The organism is Streptomyces sp. NPDC027185, assembly GCF_055567035.1.
This window is the reverse complement of sequence record NZ_JBVHRF010000007.1, coordinates 341,136-358,352: the sequence shown is the minus strand read 5'-3', so window position 1 is coordinate 358,352 and position 17,217 is coordinate 341,136. Positions and strand designations below refer to the sequence as shown.

Annotated in this window: 14 protein-coding genes and 1 pseudogene; 3 read left to right on the top strand and 12 right to left on the bottom strand. The window is 73.2% G+C overall.

The genetic code is table 11. The features are described from left to right. Position 1 precedes the first annotated feature (1 nt). The 5 genes from ACZ4M8_RS23950 to ACZ4M8_RS23930 all read right to left on the bottom strand — a co-directional run bounded on the left by ACZ4M8_RS23950 (position 2) and on the right by ACZ4M8_RS23930 (position 7,267). The gene (locus tag ACZ4M8_RS23950) at positions 2-526 is read right to left on the bottom strand and encodes a MaoC family dehydratase (protein ID WP_467610497.1); all 525 of its coding nucleotides are present in this window, start codon (positions 524-526) and stop codon (positions 2-4) included. Between the two features lie 61 nt (positions 527-587). Then, a complete protein-coding gene (locus ACZ4M8_RS23945) occupies positions 588-2,600 on the bottom strand; it encodes a protein meaA (RefSeq protein ID WP_467610495.1) in 2,013 nt (670 codons plus the stop codon). An 83-nt stretch (positions 2,601-2,683) separates the two neighbouring features. After that, a complete protein-coding gene (gene ccrA / locus ACZ4M8_RS23940) occupies positions 2,684-4,021 on the bottom strand; it encodes a crotonyl-CoA carboxylase/reductase (RefSeq protein ID WP_467610493.1) in 1,338 nt (445 codons plus the stop codon). 506 nt (positions 4,022-4,527) lie between these two features. Next, positions 4,528-5,328, bottom strand: a complete 801-nt coding sequence (locus ACZ4M8_RS23935) for a TetR family transcriptional regulator (RefSeq protein WP_467610491.1) — start codon at positions 5,326-5,328, stop codon at positions 4,528-4,530. A 112-nt stretch (positions 5,329-5,440) separates the two neighbouring features. Continuing rightward, complete coding sequence (locus tag ACZ4M8_RS23930; RefSeq protein ID WP_467610489.1) at positions 5,441-7,267, bottom strand: 3-hydroxyacyl-CoA dehydrogenase family protein; 1,827 nt, start codon at positions 7,265-7,267, stop codon at positions 5,441-5,443. Positions 7,268-7,700: 433 nt separating this feature from the next. On the opposite strand from ACZ4M8_RS23930, the gene ACZ4M8_RS23925 reads away from it, so the two are divergent. Next, positions 7,701-8,315 carry a HEAT repeat domain-containing protein gene (locus ACZ4M8_RS23925; RefSeq protein ID WP_467610487.1) on the top strand — a complete coding sequence of 205 codons (615 nt, stop codon included), beginning with the start codon at positions 7,701-7,703 and terminating at the stop codon, positions 8,313-8,315. 103 nt (positions 8,316-8,418) lie between these two features. Here the strand turns inward: ACZ4M8_RS23925 and ACZ4M8_RS23920 are convergent, their stop codons facing one another. Together ACZ4M8_RS23920 and ACZ4M8_RS23915 are read right to left on the bottom strand one after the other, a co-directional pair. Beyond that, on the bottom strand, positions 8,419-8,964 hold the full coding sequence (locus ACZ4M8_RS23920) for a GNAT family N-acetyltransferase (RefSeq protein WP_467610486.1): 546 nt from the start codon (positions 8,962-8,964) through the stop codon (positions 8,419-8,421). Positions 8,965-9,022: 58 nt separating this feature from the next. Then, positions 9,023-10,057, bottom strand: coding sequence for an Rv2578c family radical SAM protein (locus tag ACZ4M8_RS23915; protein ID WP_467610484.1), 1,035 nt, complete (start codon positions 10,055-10,057; stop codon positions 9,023-9,025). Positions 10,058-10,235: 178 nt separating this feature from the next. Here ACZ4M8_RS23915 and ACZ4M8_RS23910 point away from each other — a divergent pair, with 178 nt between their 5' ends. After that, positions 10,236-10,679, top strand: coding sequence for an SRPBCC family protein (locus ACZ4M8_RS23910; RefSeq protein WP_467610482.1), 444 nt, complete (start codon positions 10,236-10,238; stop codon positions 10,677-10,679). A gap of 223 nt (positions 10,680-10,902) precedes the next feature. Here the strand turns inward: ACZ4M8_RS23910 and ACZ4M8_RS23905 are convergent. The 4 genes and pseudogenes from ACZ4M8_RS23905 to abc-f form a co-directional block, all read right to left on the bottom strand. After that, a pseudogene (locus tag ACZ4M8_RS23905) lies at positions 10,903-11,574 on the bottom strand (dioxygenase family protein); the annotation flags it as partial. Positions 11,575-11,890: 316 nt separating this feature from the next. Beyond that, the gene (locus tag ACZ4M8_RS23900) at positions 11,891-12,913 is read right to left on the bottom strand and encodes a helix-turn-helix domain-containing protein (RefSeq protein ID WP_467610481.1); all 1,023 of its coding nucleotides are present in this window, start codon (positions 12,911-12,913) and stop codon (positions 11,891-11,893) included. Positions 12,914-13,071: 158 nt separating this feature from the next. Continuing rightward, entirely contained in the window at positions 13,072-13,737 is a 666-nt protein-coding gene (locus ACZ4M8_RS23895) for a CatB-related O-acetyltransferase (protein ID WP_467610479.1), read from the bottom strand. A 50-nt stretch (positions 13,738-13,787) separates the two neighbouring features. Then, positions 13,788-15,407, bottom strand: coding sequence for a ribosomal protection-like ABC-F family protein (gene abc-f / locus ACZ4M8_RS23890; RefSeq protein ID WP_467610478.1), 1,620 nt, complete (start codon positions 15,405-15,407; stop codon positions 13,788-13,790). A gap of 152 nt (positions 15,408-15,559) precedes the next feature. Between abc-f and ACZ4M8_RS23885 the strand changes: the two genes are divergently transcribed. Beyond that, the gene (locus tag ACZ4M8_RS23885) at positions 15,560-16,225 is read left to right on the top strand and encodes a TetR/AcrR family transcriptional regulator (RefSeq protein ID WP_467610476.1); all 666 of its coding nucleotides are present in this window, start codon (positions 15,560-15,562) and stop codon (positions 16,223-16,225) included. Positions 16,226-16,319: 94 nt separating this feature from the next. Here the strand turns inward: ACZ4M8_RS23885 and ACZ4M8_RS23880 are convergent, their stop codons facing one another. Continuing rightward, positions 16,320-17,210 carry a ricin-type beta-trefoil lectin domain protein gene (locus tag ACZ4M8_RS23880; protein WP_467610475.1) on the bottom strand — a complete coding sequence of 297 codons (891 nt, stop codon included), beginning with the start codon at positions 17,208-17,210 and terminating at the stop codon, positions 16,320-16,322. Between the last annotated feature and the right edge of the window lie 7 nt (positions 17,211-17,217).

Below are 17,217 nucleotides of genomic sequence, written 5' to 3'. Positions count from 1 at the left end.
TCTACTTCTCCTTCCGGGCCGCCGGGGCCTTCAGCTCGGGGCGGCCGGGCTGTTCGCCGCCGCGCTCCGCGATGTACTGGGCGGTCGGCACCATGACCTTGCGCCGGAAGACGCAGACGAGGGTGCCGTCCTGGTTGTAGCCCTCCGTCTTGACCTGCACGATGCCGCGGTCGGGCTTGGAGCGTGACGGCGTCTTGTCGAGCACCGTCGTCTCGCCGTAGAGCGTGTCGCCGTGGAACGTCGGCGCCACGTGCCGCAGCGATTCGACCTCCAGGTTGGCCAGCGCCTTCCCGGAGACGTCCGGCACCGACATGCCCAGCAGCAGGGAGTAGACGTAATTGCCGACGACGACGTTCCGGCCGAAGTCGGTGGTCTCCCCGGCGTAGTGGGCGTCCAGGTGCAGCGGGTGGTGGTTCATCGTCAGCAGGCAGAAGAGGTGGTCGTCGTACTCGGTGACGGTCTTGCCCGGCCAGTGCTTGTAGACATCGCCGACGGTGAACTCTTCGTAGGTACGGCCGAACTGCATCGTGGTCACTCCTCGGGGGCTTCGGACGGGGACGTACGGGGTGCGCGGGACGGCGCCGGGGTCATGCGGGGACCTCCAGAGGGGCGAGCCGGTGCGCCGTGCGGATCTCGTCGACGATACGGCCGATGATCTCGGTGATACCGAAGTCCTTCGGCGTGAACACCGCGGCCACCCCGGCCGCGCGCAGCGCCGCCGCGTCGGCGGACGGGATGATCCCGCCGACGATCACGGGCAGCTCCTCGGCCCCGGCGCGTTCCAGCCGGGCCAGCACGTCCGGAACCAGCTCGGCGTGCGAGCCGGACAGGATCGACAGGCCCACACAGTGCACGTCCTCGGCGACCGCCGCCGCGACGATCTGCTCGGGCGTCAGCCGGATGCCCTGGTAGACCACCTCGAAGCCGGCGTCCCGGGCGCGCACCGCGATCTGCTCGGCGCCGTTGCTGTGACCGTCCAGACCGGGCTTGCCGACCAGCAGCCGCAGCTTGCCGGTGCCCAGCTCGGCGGCGGTCCGCGCGACCTTCTCGCGGACGGCGGCGAGCGGCGTACCGGCCTCGGCGGCGACCGCGAGCGGCGCGCCGGACACCCCGGTCGGCGCCCGGAACTCCCCGAAGACATCGCGCAGCGCCCACGCCCATTCGCCGGTCGTCACCCCGGCGCGGGCGCACTCCACGGTGGCGGGGAAGAGGTTGGCGTCGCCCGCCGCGGTCTTCTTCAGCGCGGCCAGCGCGTCCTGGGCCCGCGTCTCGTCCCGCTCGTCCCGCCAGGAGTGCAGGGCCTTCACCACGCGCGCCTCGTTGGCCGGGTCGACCGTCATGATCGCGGTGTCGAGGTCGGCGGTGAGCGGGTTCGGTTCGGTGGACTCGTAGCAGTTGACGCCGACGATCTTCTCCTCGCCGGACTCGATCCGCCCGCGGCGCTCGGCGTGCGAGGAGACCAGCTGCGCCTTGAGATAGCCGGACTCGACGGCGGCCATCGCGCCGCCCATCTCCTGGATGCGGTCGATCTCCGCCCGGCATTCCGCGACGAGCGCGTCCACCTTGGCCTCGACGACGTGCGAGCCGGCGAAGAGGTCCTCGTACTCCAGCAGGTCGCTCTCGTGGGCGAGGACCTGCTGGATGCGCAGGGACCACTGCTGGTCCCAGGGGCGGGGCAGGCCCAGCGCCTCGTTCCACGCCGGGAGCTGGACGGCCCGCGCGCGGGCGTCCTTCGACAGGGTGACCGCCAGCATCTCCAGGACGATCCGCTGGACGTTGTTCTCCGGCTGCGCCTCGGTCAGGCCCAGCGAGTTGACCTGGACGCCGTAGCGGAAGCGGCGCTGCTTGGGGTTCTCGATGCCGTACCGCTCACGGGTGATCGCATCCCACAGGCGGCCGAACGCCCGCATCTTGCACATCTCCTCGACGAAGCGGACGCCCGCGTTCACGAAGAAGGAGATCCGCGCGACGACATCGCCCTTGCGCTCCTCGGGCACCTGCCCGGAGGCGAACACCGCGTCCAAAACGGCGATGGCGGTGGACAGCGCGTACGCGATCTCCTGGACGGGCGTGGCGCCCGCCTCCTGGAGGTGGTAGCTGCAGATGTTGATCGGGTTCCACTTGGGGAGGTGGTTGACCGTGTACGTGATCATGTCGGTGGTCAGCCGGAGGGAGGGGCCCGGCGGGAAGACGTGGGTGCCGCGCGAGAGGTACTCCTTGACGATGTCGTTCTGCGTCGTCCCCTGGAGCTTCGCGAGGTCCGCACCCTGTTCCTCGGCGACCACCTGGTAGAGCGCCAGCAGCCACATCGCGGTGGCGTTGATGGTCATCGAGGTGTTCATCTGCTCCAGCGGGATGTCCTGGAACAGCCGCCGCATGTCGCCGAGGTGGGAGACGGGGACCCCGACCCGGCCGACCTCACCGCGGGCGAGGACGTGGTCGGGGTCGTACCCGGTCTGCGTCGGGAGGTCGAACGCGACCGACAGTCCGGTCTGGCCCTTGGCGAGGTTGCGCCGGTACAGCTCGTTGGACGCCTCGGCCGTGGAGTGCCCGGCGTAGGTCCGCATCAGCCACGGACGATCCTTCTGACGCTCAGTCATTTTTGCAGCCGCCTATCGGTTCGGACGTTGCGACGGTGTGGCCCGCAGGCCCCGGGACCGCGGGGCCCGCCGGTCGCGTGCGGTCATGCGTCGCGGAAGAGGTTGATCGCGTCGAGGTGCTTCGCGCGCATCTCCGTGTCGCGGACGCCGAGCCCCTCCTCGGGGGCGAGTGCGAGGACGCCGACCTTGCCCTGGTGGAGGTTGCGGTGGACGTCGTACGCGGCCTGGCCGGTGTCGTCGAGGGCGTACACCTTGGAGAGCGTCGGGTGGATCTTGCCCTTGGCGATCAGGCGGTTGGCCTCCCACGCCTCGCGGTAGTTGGCGAAGTGCGAGCCGATGATCCGCTTCAGCGACATCCACAGGTAGCGGTTGTCGTACTCGTGCATGTAGCCGGAGGTCGAGGCGCAGGTGGTGATGGTGCCGCCCTTGCGGGTGACGAACACGGAGGCGCCGAAGGTCTCACGGCCCGGGTGTTCGAAGACGATGTCGATGTCCTCGCCGCCGGTCAGCTCGCGGATGCGCTTGCCGAACCGCTTCCACTCCTTCGGGTCCTGGGTGCTCTCGTCCTTCCAGAACCTGTAGCCCTCGGCCTTGCGGTCGATGATCGCCCCGGCGCCCATCTTCCGGCAGATCTCCGCCTTGTCCTCGCTGCTCACCACGCAGATCGGGTTGGCACCGCCGGCCAGCGCGAACTGGGTGGCGTAACTGCCCAGGCCGCCGGACGCGCCCCAGATCAGGACGTTGTCGCCCTGCTTCATGCCGGCGCCGTTGCGGGAGACCAGTTGGCGGTAGGCGGTGGAGTTGACCAGGCCCGGAGCCGCCGCCTCCTCCCAGCTCAGGTGGTCCGGCTTGGGCATCAGCTGGTTGGACTTGACGAGCGCGATCTCGGCGAGCCCGCCGAAGTTGGTCTCGAAGCCCCAGATGCGCTGCTCGGGGTCGAGCATCGTGTCGTTGTGCCCGTCGGAGGACTCCAGCTCCACGGAGAGGCAGTGCGCGACGACCTCGTCGCCGGGGTGCCAGGAGTTGACGCCGGGGCCGGTGCGCAGGACGACGCCCGCCAGGTCGGAGCCGATGACGTGGTAGGGCAGGTCGTGGCGCTTGGCGAGCGGGGAGAGCTTGCCGTAGCGCTCCAGGAAGCCGAAGGTCGACAGCGGCTCGAAGATCGAGGTCCAGACGCTGTTGTAGTTCACGGAGGACGCCATCACGGCGACCAGCGCCTCGCCGGGGCCCAGTTCGGGCAGCGGGACGTCCTCGACGTGCAGGGACTTGCGCGGGTCCTTCTCGCGGGTGTCGAGCCCGGCGAACATCTCGGTCTCGTCCTTGTGGACGGTGACCGCGCGGTAGGACTCGGGCAGCGGCAGGGCGGCGAAGTCGTCGCGGGTGGTGTCGGGCGCGAGGATCGCGTCCAGGATTTCGTTCACGGTGTGCCTCCGGCGAAGCTCGTTCGGGAACGGCTTGAGGGAACGTCGGGGGTGGTGCGGGGTGCGGACGGAAGATCCGCGGGGCGGCGCCGGTGAGCGCGGGAGTGCCTGTGACGCAGGCGCCGAACGGACGGACGGGATACGGCCGTTGGGACATCCGGCAGGCGCTGGGGGGCGCGCGCCGGCCGCTCGGACCCCCTCAACGTATGACACCGCGTGCCAACGAACAAGACACTGAGTGCCATGAATTTCTCTCAGGTGAAAGAAAGTCGTCACATCTGAGCGATGATCGTTCAAAGGGCCGCGAGGGGCGCCGGATGATCGTTCAAAGGGTCCGGATGAGCGATCATCGCGCGGAACCGGGGTGCGATCCGCGCGGACGCCGGTGCCGGGATCCGGACATGCCGCGGCCCCCGAAGGCCGGACGCGCGACGGCGTCGGGCTCCCGGGGGCCGGGGGTACGGGCCCGTGGTGCGGGCGGGGGAGCGGTGGGCGGTGGCCGGGGGTCAGCGCTTCTTCAGTGCCCGTTCGATCGTCCGCATGACCTCGTCCAGCGGGGCGTCCGTGCGTGCCACCGTGACCAGCACCTCGCCCTCGCGGGAGACCGCCGCGGGCGCCGGCTCCCCGGCGGTGCCGTGGCCCGCGCCGATGCCCTTGCCGAAGGTCTCCCGGACGATCTCGAAGGCGCGGTCCAGCTGGCTCTCCACATCGCCCTGGGCGTCCGCCCGCAGCCACCGCCGCAGGACGTGGTTGTGCGCGGTGACCACCGCGGAGGCGGCGACCTCGGCGAGCAGCGGATCGTCATCGCCCTCGCGGTGCGCGCCCTCGTCGAAATGGCCCAGGAGATAGCGGGTGAACAGCCGCTCGTAGCGGGCCACGGACGCGATCTCGGCCTCCCGGAGGGTGGGTACCTCACGGGTCAGGCGGTAGCGGGCGACGGACACCGCGGGGGACGCCGCGTACATCCGCATGACTTCCTTGATGCCGCGGCAGACCGTATCGAGCGGGTTCTCGTGCGCCGGCGCCGCGTCGAGGACCGCCTCGGCGCGGACCAGGGTGTCGTCGTGGTCGGGGAAGATCGCCTCTTCCTTGGAGCGGAAGTGGCGGAAGAACGTCCGCCGGGCGACACCGGCGGCCGCAGCGATCTCGTCGACCGTGGTCGCCTCGTAGCCCTTGGTCGCGAACAACTCCATGGCCGCGGCCGAGAGTTCGCGGCGCATCTTGAGGCGCTGGGCCGCCGCGCGGCGGGCGCCGGGAGTGGCGGTGTCCGGGGTGTCGGGGGACGGGGAACGAGCGGGCTGGGACATGTGGGGACGGTACTTCATATTCCCGCCGCCCGTGGCATGCGGTGCCCTCCGCACCCCGCTGACCTGGGGCGGACCGCCCGAAGGCGCCAGCAGCCCGCCCCACCGGCCCCGGTCAGCGCCGGGCGTACTCACGGAAGCCGCGGCCGGTCTTGCGGCCCAGGCAGCCCGCGGCGACGAGATGCTCCAGCAGCGGCGCCGGGGCCAGCCCCGGATCGCGGAACGCCTCGTGCAGCACCCTCTCGATCGCCAGCGAGACATCGAGCCCGACGACGTCCAGCAGTTCGAACGGGCCCATCGGGTAGCCGCCGCCCAGCTTCATCGCGGTATCGATGTCGTCCGGCGTCGCGTAGTGCTCCTGGACCATCTTCACCGCGTTGTTCAGGTACGGGAACAGCAGCGCGTTCACGATGAAACCGGCGCGGTCGCCGCAGTCCACCGCGTGCTTGCCCGCCCGCGCGCACACCTCGCGGACGGTGGCGTGCGCCTCGTCGGCGGTCAGCACCGTCCGCACCACCTCGACCAGCTTCATCGCCGGCGCCGGGTTGAAGAAGTGCATCCCGATGACGTCCTGCGGCCGGGAGGTCGCCCGCGCGCACGCGATGACCGGCAGCGACGAGGTGGTGGTCGCAAGGATCGCGCCCGGCTTGCAGACCGCGTCCAGCGCCGCGAACAGCTCCTGCTTGACGGTCAGGTCCTCGGCCACCGCCTCGACCGCGAGATCCACCCCGGCCAGCGCGTCCAGGGTCCCCGCCGGGGTGATCGCGGCCAGCGCGGCGTCCCGCTCCCCGGCGGTCAGCCGCCCCTTCCCCACCGAACGGTCCAGCGACTTCGCGATCCGGGCCACCGCCCGCTCCGCCTTCTGGGGGGTGCGGGCCGCCAGCACGACGTCGAAGCCCGCCTTCGCGAAGACCTCGGCGATCCCGGACGCCATCGTCCCCGACCCGGCGACACCGACGGCACGCACCGGACGCCCGGCGCCGCGCCCGCCGCCGTCCGCCGGCGTCAGCGCGTCCGGTACGACGGTGGCCGAGCCCGGCGCCTGGTACGTGTAGAAGCCGCGGCCCGCCTTCCGGCCGGTCAGCCCCGCCTCGGCGAGCTGGCCGAGGACCGGCGCGGGCGCGTGCAGCCGGTCGCCGGAGGCGGCGTACATCGCCTCCAGGACGGTACGGGCGGTGTCCACGCCGATCAGGTCGAGCAGCGCCAGCGGGCCCATCGGCAGACCGCAGCCCAGCCGCATCGCGGCGTCGATGTCCTCCCGCCCGGCGTACCGCGACTCATACATCGCGGCCGCCTGGTTGAGGTAGCCGAACAGCAGGCCGTCGGCGACGAAACCGGGCCGGTCGCCCACCGCGATCGGGTCCTTGCCCAGCTCCCGGGCGAGCTGGGTGACGGCGGCGACGGCGGTCGGCGCGGTCAGCACCGAGGAGACCACTTCGACCAGTTTCATCGCCGGCGCCGGGTTGAAGAAGTGCAGCCCGAGGACGCGTTCGGGGCGCCGGGAGTCGGCGGCGAGCCGGGTCACCGACAGCGCGTTGGTGCCGGTCGCGATGATCGCCTCCGGCCGCACCACGTCGTCCAGCGCGGCCAGCACCTCCCGCTTCAGCGCGGGATCCTCGGGCACCACCTCGATGACGAGATCGGCGTCGGCGGCGGCCCGCACGTCCGGGAAGGTCCGAAACCGCGCCAGCACCGACTGCCGCTCCCGTTCGGTGAGCCGGCCGCGCGCGACGGAGCGGGCGGTGGTGGCGGCGAGGGTCTTTGCGGCGGTGCGGGCGGCCGCGTCATCGGTGTCGACACCGATGACCTCCCGCCCGGAGCGGGCGAGGAGCCCGGCGATCTGGGTGCCCATCGTGCCGAGGCCGATCACGGCCACGGTCGGCAGGGCCGGTGCGGTGCCGGCGGGGTCGGAGGAGAGATCTGGGGTGGACTGACGGTCCATCGAAGGCTCCAGGAAGTGTTCCCCTACGCGCAGGGGAGAGGTGACGACTGAGGGTGGGGCGCACCGCCGTGCGGCGGCCGCCGCGGCGGGCGTGCGCCGGGGAAGGCCGGGCACCGCGGGCGGTGCGGAAGGTGCGGGTGCGCGAAGAGGCGGGCGGCGGGCCCTGTCCCGGGGCCGTGCCGTGCTCTTCCGTAACGGTGTCGCGTGGAGAACCGGACCGGACGCGTGGACCGGACCGGGCCGGGCTCACCGGACCGACGTACTGCGGGCGGCTGCGTCACCAGGCCGCCGGAGCAGGGGTACTGCTCGTCCCCCGAGGTTAACCGGTGGGTAACGCCGGGTCCAGGGGTAGGGCGGGGCTTGAGACATGGCGCGGGCCACAGTGGGCGGGCCCGGCGGGTGATGGCCCGGTCGGCGGGAGAGAAGGCGGCAAATGGAAGAAGAATTCCACGATTTGACGGACCGGGTGCGCGCCGAACTGCGCACCGCGGACGATCTGGCGGCCTACGAGCGGCTCCTCGGCCTCGCCCGCCGCGGCAGCCCCGCCGGACGCGACGAACTCGCCGCCGTACTGGTCGCGGTGGAACGCCCGCTGTGGGCCCGGGAGATCGCCGCCTTCACCCTCGGCTGCGCGGGCGACACCCGCGCCTTCGAGACGCTGGTCCTGCTGCTCAACTACCGCGACCCGGTGCGCTGCGCCACGGCCGCACACGCCCTGGCCCGGCTCGGTGACCCGCGCACCGCCCGCGCCGCCGCCGCCCTCGCCACCAATCCGCTGCGCACCGCCTATGCCCTGCACCCCGTCCGGCTCCTGGCCGAACTCCGGGCCCCGCAGTCCGTACCGGCCCTGATCACCACCCTGGAACGGCTGACCGCCCCCCACACCCCGTACTGGCGCGTCGCCCTGGCCTGCGTCGAGGGCCTCGGCGCCCTAGGCGACCGCCGCGCCGTTCCCGCCCTGACCGCGGCGTCCGGCCATCCCCGCCTGGCGGCCGCGGCGGCGGCGGCGCTGGCGCGGTTGGGGGTGCCGGAGGAGCCGGGCCGCTAGATACGGCACCGGGTGCCGTACGGAAGCGGGTGCCCGTACGGGCCGGGCGTCGGACGGGCCGGGCGCCGGGGCCCTGTCTCCCCGGCGCCTCCGTCCGGCGCCCTCACCCCACCGTCCGCCGGTACCGCAGCTCGGGGACGGGCACGCCGTCGACCTCGTCCGTCTGTTCCGTGCCGTCCGGGGTGAAACCCGCGCGGGCGTAGAACCGCCGGGCGCGGGCGTTGCCGCGCACCACCCACAGGCACAGTTCGCCGAAGCCGGACCGCCGGGCGTGTGCCAGTGCGGCGGCCATGAGGGCGCGGCCGATTCCCGTGCCGATCAGCTCGGGCGTGACGTACAGGGCGAAGAGTTCGGCGACGGGGGCGGGTGCCGGAGCGGCCGGGGTGCCAGGCGCGGGGCCCACGCACGCCCAGCCGACGACCGTGCCGGACCGCTCCGCGACCAGATCGCGGACCCCGGGCGGCCGTCGCCGCAGCCGGGCCCGCTGCGCCGCGGCCTGCTCCGGTACATCCAACGCGTCCAGATACGTCCGCGGCATCAGCCCGTCGTACGCCGCCCGCCAGCCACGCACCCGCACCGCGGCGACCGCCTCGGCGTCGTCCTCGGCCATCTCCCGGATGTGTACCGGTGGCCTGTCCGTTCTTGTCATGCGGGGACGGTAGGGGGCGCCGGGCGGGGCGGGCAGGTGCTTTTCCGGGGCGGCGAGCTCACATCAGCGTCAGCTGCGTCGGCTGCGAGGAGGGCCCGGGAGAGGGTTCACTCCCGCTCCGCGGGCGTCCCGGGCGCATGCGGCGGGCCTCGCCGGAGCGGGCCGGGCCGATGCCGTACTCGGCGGCGAACTCGTGGACCTGGCGGGTGATGCGGCGTTGGTACCAGGTGGGGGCGTAGGCGCCGCCCGCGTACATCCGCTCGTAGCGCGGGACCAGGTGCGGGTGGTGGTGGCCGAGCCAGGAGAGGAACCATTCGCGGGCGCCGGGGCGCAGGTGGAGGGCGAGCGGGGTGACGGATTCGGCGCCCGCCTCGGCGAGGGCGCGGACCGTGGCGCGCAGCTGCTCGGGGGCGTCGCCGAGGAACGGGATCACCGGGGCCATCAGCACCCCGCAGCCGATGCCGTGCGCGCGCAGGGTGCGCACCACGTCCAGGCGGCGCTCCGGGGCGGGGGTGCCCGGCTCGACGGTGCGCCACAGCTCGCGGTCGAGGAAGCCGACGGAGACCGAGACGCCGACGTCGGTGACCTCGGCCGCCTGCCGCAGCAGCTCCAGGTCGCGCAGGATCAGCGTGCCCTTGGTGAGCACCGAGAACGGGTTGGCGCGGTCGCGCAGCGCGGTCAGGATGCCGGGCATCAGCGCGTACCGGCCCTCCGCCCGCTGGTAGCAGTCGACGTTGGTGCCCATCGCGATGTGCTCGCCCCGCCAGGTGGGCCGGGCCAGCTCGCGGCGGAGGAGTTCGGGGGCGTTGACCTTCACCACGATCTGCGAGTCGAAACCGTGGCCGGTGTCGAGGTCCAGATAGCTGTGGGTCTTGCGGGCGAAGCAGTACACACAGGCGTGGCTGCAGCCGCGGTAGGGGTTCACCGTCCAGGCGAACGGCATCCGGGAGCCGCCGGGGACGCGGTTGACGAGTGAGCGGGCGCGGACCTCGTGAAAGGTGATCCCGCGGAATTCCGGGGTGTCGAACGTCCGGCTGACGACCTCCGTGCCGAACAGCGCCGACGGGCCGTCGCCCAGATGGTCCCAGCGCATCGTGCCTCCTTGGCTGTCCTTCCGTTCCCCCGCACCCAGAATAGAACACTTGTTCGTTCGGTGGGGGATGCGGGGGACCGCGCCGGATTTTGGGCGGGCGGTGCCGGGATGGTTGGCTTGGCGCGCATCGCAGGACCGCGCCGAGTTGGACCGCGCCGAAAACTGGAGGACAGCACACATGGGTCAGGTCGAGGCCGTCACCGAACGGGAGATCGCTGCGGACCCGGAGGACGTGTTCGACGCGCTCGCCGACTACACCGGCACCCGCGGCAAGCTGCTGCCCGAGCAGTTCAGCGAGTACGAGGTCCGCGAGGGCGGCGACGGCAAGGGCACGCTGGTGCACTGGAAGCTCCAGGCGACCAGCAAGCGGGTCCGCGACTGCCTGCTGGAGGTCGACGAGCCGACCGACGGGCAGCTGGTGGAGAAGGACCGCAACTCCTCCATGGTCACCACCTGGGTGGTCACCCCGGCGGGCGAGAACCGCGCCAAGGTCGTCGTCACCACCACCTGGCAGGGGGCCGGTGGTATCGGCGGCTTCTTCGAGCGGACCTTCGCACCCAAGGGCCTCGGCCGGATCTACGACGCGATTCTCGCCAATCTCGCCGCCGAGACGGAGAAGTGAGCCGTACGGCGTCCGGCGGCGTACGCTGCCGCTGATCGGGCGGGCCCGCGCACGGGCCCGCCCGGACACACCGCTCCGGCGGTGGGCTCCCGCGCCTCGTGCAGGGCGCGGGAGCCCACCGCCGGTTCTTGTTCTCCGGGATGTCCGGGATCTCCCGGGGGTCCGGCGCCCGGCCGACCGGGCGCCCGCGGGATCAGCCGCGCGGCCGGGGTGCGGCCCCCGACACCTGGAGGGCGAAGTCGAACGTCGCCTCCTTGCCGCCGCCCGCGTCCCGCACGTTCATCAGCAGCGCCGGGTCGAAGATCGGGTCGGTGTTGTTGCGCGGCTCGCCCGGGAAGTACAGCTGCGTGGTGAGGATCGGGCCGCCGGGCGCCTGGACCTTCACGTGGAGGTGCCGGGTGCGTCCCGGGTAGAGCCCCGGCACGATCGTCGTCAGCGTGAACGCGCCGCGCTCGTCGGTGAACTGGTGGCCGCGGAAACGGAATCCGGTGTTGTCGTACGCGCCGTCGTCGTCCGCCTGCCACCAGTCCAGCAGGACGCGGGAGAGCGGGGTGCAGCTCAGCCCGAAGACGAAACCGCTCACCGTCAGCGGGGTGCCCTGGGTGCCGGGCTCGACGAGCGAGTCCCGCAGCGGGGAGTTGGGCTTGAAGTACGGGCCTTCGATCTGCGGAGGCGTCGGATCGTCCCCGTCGTCGCAGTAGGGCGTCGGGGTCAGGGGCCCGTCGGACGGCTTGCGGTCACGGGCCAGGGCGACGCCGCCGAGCAGCATCGTCGCGGGTACGGCCGCGGCGGCGGCTCTGAGCACGTTCTTCCGGCTGATCAGCCGCGGGGGCCGGGCGGCCGAGCTGTCGGGCTCCGCGTGCGGCCGGAGGTCCGGACTGCGGTCGTCTTCCATCGCGCGCTCCTGTGGGGAGAGAGGGGAGTTCGGGCGGGGGGTGACGGGCGAGGGGCGTTCTCCGAGGGGAAGGCACCCCTTGAGGAACCCGTACGGGAACGGCTCACCCGGGCGGCGGGCGTCCCCGCCGCCCCGCCACATGGTCCGGACCATGTGGTGCGGGCCGATGACGACAGACGGTAGGGCAGGCGGCGCGGGCCGTTCGAGGGACTGGACGCGGGGGTCATGGTGAATTCCGCGGCTCGGGTGGCGGGCCCGCCCGGACGGCCGGCCGCCGGGGGTGCCGGGGCCGGTGCGCGGTTCCGTTCCGCCGCCGCTACGCCCCCGCGCTCTCCCGCGCCGCCGTCTTTCCGGTGGCCCGCGCCCCGGCCGTCCCGTTCGCCGTCGCCGTCCCGTTCGCCGACCGGCGGAAGTCGCCGGGGCTCACGCCCGTCTCGCGGCGGAAGAAGCGGGAGAAGTACGCGGGGTCGGCGAAGCCCAGGCGGGCGGCGATCTGGGCGATGCTCAGACCGCTGCCGGACAGCAGGCGTTTGGCCTCCACGGTCTGCGCGTGCCGGATCAGGCCGCCCGGGGTCCGGCCGGTGCTCCGCTTGACCACCTCGGCCAGGTGCCCGACGGAGACGCCCAGTTCGTCGGCGCAGGAGCGGACGGTGCGGGCGGCGCCGGGACGGGCCAGCAGAGCGGTGAACTCGCGGGCCAGCGGCGGCATCCGGCCGGCGGCGGGCGCCGGTCCGGGCGTGCCGGGCAGCCGCAGCGCCTGGGCGATGAGGATGTGCAGCTGCGCCTGGAGCACCGAGACGAACCCGTCGGCCCGCTCGCCGTACTCCCGGACCATCTCCGCCACCAGCGACGCGAACCGCGGCGCCGCCGTGGCCGTCACCCGCCGCCCCGGGCAGCCGCCGAGCGCCGCCAGCGCGTCCCGGTCGCCGGGGTGAGCCAGCAGGAAGTCGTCGGTGAAGAGGACGACCCAGCCGTGCAACTGCGTGGCCTGCTCCCAGTGGTGGACCTGGCCCGGCACGATCACGCTCAGCTGCGGTGGCCGCAGCGGGCGCCGGGCCTGGTCCACGACGTGGGCGCCGTGGCCCGCGGTGACGTAGACGATCTCGTAGAACGAGTGGCGGTGCGGGAAGTTCGCCCGGGAGAGCGGGCCGATCGTGTCGAACGAGCCGATCGCGAAGGGGAGCAGATGCGGCGCGGGTACGTCGAGGCGGTGCAGGGGCACCGGATCGTCGTTGCGGGGGCCGTCGTTGCCCCCGCCGCGCGGGACGAAGACATCGGGCGCGGGACCCGCCGCGCGGCCGCCGCGCGCCGGCCGTGACTGTTCGCTGCGTCTGGGCACGCCCTCACCCTACGAACCGCCGCAAGACCCGCCCTCCGGCCAGAAGGCCACCATCGCCCGGCCAAGAGGGCGTAAAGATACGGGAGTTGGGGCCACGCCGGGTGGGCCGTCCGGGGAGTCGCGACCCGGGGCGTGCCAGGCCGGCCGGGCCGGGACGGTCACCGTGCGGCGGGTGGCCGGGGGAGTCCGGCCGCGGCCCGCTCCAGTGCGTCGACGTCGCCGGACATGACCGTGCGCAGCTGCTCCGTGAGGTACGGCAGCGGCCAGTCCCACCAGGCCAGGGCCAGCAGGCGGTCGATGTCGGCGGCGTCGAAGCGGCGGCGGACGAGGCGGGCGGGGTTGCCGCCGACGATGCCGTAGTCGGGGACGTCGGCGGCGACGACGGAACCGGCGGCGACGATCGCTCCGTGGCCGATGCGGACGCCGGGCAGCACCGTGGCCCGGTGGCCGAACCACACGTCATGGCCGACCACGGTGTCCCCCCGCCCGGCCAGCCCGGTGATGAGGTCGGTGTGCTCGGCCCAGGCGCCGCCCATGATGGGGAAGGGGAACGTCGAGGGGCCGTCCATACGGTGGTTGGCGCCGTTCATCAGGAACCGCACGCCCGCGCCCAGTGCGCAGAACTTCCCGATGACCAGCCTCTCCGGCCCGTAGTGGTACAGCACGTTGCGGGTCTCGAAGGCGGTCGGGTCGTCGGGGTCGTCGTAGTAGGAGAACTCCCCGACCTCGATCAGCGGGGAGGTGACCAGCGGTTTGAGCAGCACCACCCGCGGCTGGCCGGGGATCGGGTGCAACACGGTCGGATCGGGGGGGAGGGGCGGCATGGCGGAGGGTTTCCTCACTGTGCGGGGGAGGGCGTGGAGGCGCGGCGGTCTCAGACGCGGGCGGCGGACAGCGCGGCGCCCGGCAGATCGAGCCGGGTGCCCTGCCAGCGCCGCCGCAGCCGGCGGTCGTGGCTGACGATGACGAGGGTGCCGCCGTACCCGGCCAGCGCGGTCTCCAACTCCTCGACGAGGGCGGGGGAGAGGTGGTTGGTGGGTTCGTCGAGCAGCAGGACGTCCGACGGCTCGTCGAGCAGCCGGGCCAGGGCGAGGCGCTGGAGCTGGCCGGTGGAGAGGCGGCCGACCGGCACCGTGAGCCGTTCGCGGTCGAACAGGCCGAGCGAGAGCAGCCGTTCGGCGTGGTCGGCCGGCTCCCCGGTCCGGCCGCGGGCGAAGGCGGCCAGTACGGTCTCGTGCGGCTCCCCGGGGCGCGGGTCCTGGGGGAGGTGGCCGATCCTGCCGCGGCGGATGACGCTTCCGTGGTCGGGGGCGGTCTCACCGGCCAGGACGCGCAGGAGGGTGCTCTTGCCCGCGCCGTTCGGGCCCGTGATCAGCAGCTTCTCGCCTGCCGTGACGGTGAGGTCGGTGCGGTCGAGCCGGCCGGTGACGGTGACGCCGGCGGCGTCGAGGACGGCGCCCTCCAGGCGGCCGGCCCGCAGGACGGGCGTGAAGCGCAGCGGCTCCGGCGGCGCCGGGACCGGGTCGGCGAGGAGACGGCGCAGCCGCTCCTCGGCGTTGCGCACCCGGGCGGCGAGCGACTGCTGCACCCGGCCGCCCGCCCGGTCGTAGGCCATCTTGTTGCCGTCCTTCATCGGGCGGCCCGGGGCCACCTGACGGGCGCTGGTCGCGGCGGACTCGCGGAGCCGGGCGATGTCGGCCCGCCACCCCTCGTACGCCTGGGCCCAGCGCTGCCGGGCGGCGGCCTTCCCGGCGAGGTAGCCGGAGTAGCCGTTGCCGTACCGGACGACGTGGTGCCGGTCGCCGTCCACCTCCAGCAGGGTGGTGGCGACGCGGTCGAGGAAGACCCGGTCGTGGGAGGCGGCCACCGTGGTGCCACGGCGGGCGCGCAGATGGTCCTCCAGCCAGGTCAGGGCGGTGTCGTCGAGGTGGTTGGTGGGCTCGTCCAGCAGCAGTACCTCCGGCGCGGACGCCAGGACGGCCGCCAGCCGGAGCCGGACCCGCTCCCCGCCGGAGAGGCTGCCGACGGTGCGGTCGCGGTCCACCAGGCCCAGACCGAGGCCGTGCAGGGCGCGCTCCACCCGGGCGTCGGCGTCGTAGCCGCCGCGGAGTTCGAAGACGGTCAGCAGCTCGCCGTACTCGGCCATACCGGACTCGTCGCCGGTGGCCATCGCGGCTTCCAGGTGGCGCATCCGCCGCTCGACGGCGCGCAGGTCGCCCAGGGCCCGGTCGATGATCTGCTGGACGGTCGCCCGCGGCGCCATCCGCTCGTTCTGCGCCAGGTAGCCGACGCCGCCGGTGGCCTGGACGACGATCTCGCCCTGATCGGGCCGTTCGCAGCCGGCGAGCAGCCGCAGGAGCGTGCTCTTGCCGGAGCCGTTCTCCCCGATGATGCCGGTGCGTTCACCCGCGGCGAGCGAGCAGCTCACGGAGGTGAGAACGGGCCTGCCGTTGAAGGACTTGCTGACGTCGAGGGCGGTGATCTGGGTGGGCATACGGGGTCTCCAGGGCATTCGGGAAGGGGGCGGTCCTCGTGGGCCGCGTGGCCGGGCGAACGCTCCGGTGAACCATCGATCACTCCACTAGTGCGACAACTGATGCTTTAAGATGGTGACACACCACCGTCCCCCGATCAATCGGATTTCCCGTGCCGCCTTCCGCAGAGCCGGAACCGGAGCCCGTACCGGAACCGGACACCACCACGCCGTCACCGCCCCGCCGCCGTCCCGGGGGCCGCACCGCCCGCATCCGCCGGCAGGTCCTCGACGCGGTCCTCGCCGAGCTGGGCGAACACGGCTACGACGGGCTCACCACCGATGCCGTCGCCGCCCGCGCGGGCGTCCACCGCACCACGGTCTACCGGCGCTGGGGAGACGTCGGCGGGCTGCTCGGCGACGTCCTCGACGCGGCGGGTGACGACGACTGGCAGCCGCCGGACACCGGCTCACTGCAAGGCGATCTGACCGCGCTGAACCAGGAGATCCAGGACGCGCTGAGTGCCGAGCCGCCGGTCGTGGCCGCGCTGATCGCCGCCTCCTTCCGCTCCGAGAAGGCCGCCGACGCCCAGCTGCGGCTCTGGGAGGACCGGTACACCCGCTGCGGCATCGTCGTCGAACGGGCCGCGCGCCGCGGGGAACTCCCGCCGCACACCGACGCCCGGCAACTGCTCCTGAGCGCCACCGCGCCCCTCTACCACCAGCTGCTGCTCCTGCGCGCCCCCGCCGATCCGCTGCTGCCCGCCCGCGCGGCCAGGACCACCGCCCTCGCCGCGGGCGCCGGCGCCTTCGTGGAGCCCTGGCCGGACGGCGGCTGAGGCGGGCGCCCGGACGCCGGGTACGGCAACGGGCGCGGAGGAGAGAAACCTCCGCGCCCGTTGCCCGTTCAGGCGTCGCCGTCCGGTGGCCGGATCAGGTCGGCACGCTCCACTTCTGCGCCGGGTTGCCGGAGCAGTTGGCGATCTGCACCCGGGTGCCGTTCGAGGCGTTGGCCGCGCGGATGTCCAGGCACTTGTTGGCCGGGAGGTTCACCAGGTCGTGCGGGGCGCCGGCGAAGACCCACTGCTGCGAGGCACGGCCGTTGCAGTCCCACAGGTGGATCAGCGAACCGTCCGACGTGGCGTTGTTCGCGACGTCCATGCACTTGCCGTAGGCGCGGACCGTGCCGTCCGACGCCATCGTCCAGCGCTGCGCGGGCATGCCGTTGCAGTCGTGGACCTGGATGGGCGTGCCGTTGGCGCGGTTGCCGTTGGCGACGTCCAGGCAGATGCCGTTCATCCCGGTGATGGTGCCGGTCGGGCCGGTGACCTTCGGCTTCGCCGGCTTGTGCTTCGTGGTGCCGGTGCCGGTGCCGGTGCGGGGCGGGTCGCCGGCCACCGCACCGCCGTTGACACCCTGCGGCGGCGGCGCGTCCCCGGTGCGCGGCGGGGGCGCGTCGTGCGCGGGTTTGCCGGCCGGCGGCGCGTCGTCGCTCTTCTTGCCGGGCGTCTCGGTGGGCTCGGCCTTCTTCGTCGCGCTGGGCGACGGGTCGGCCTTCTTCGACGCCTCCGGCGACGGGCTCGCCACCGAGGCGGCGGCCACCCGGGTGTCGTCGGCGCTCATCTGCAGCCCGCGCTGGGCCAGCGGCCCGAGCACCACGGCACCGGTGACCAGCGCGACGGTCGAGCCGAGCGCGATCCACACCCGGCGCTCGGGCAGCAGCCCGATCCGCGGCCGGCCCGGATCACGGGCGAACGTACGGGAGAAACCGCCGGCGGGATCCTTCGGCGGGGATTCGGGGGAACGGGAACTGTCCGGTGGCACGGGGACC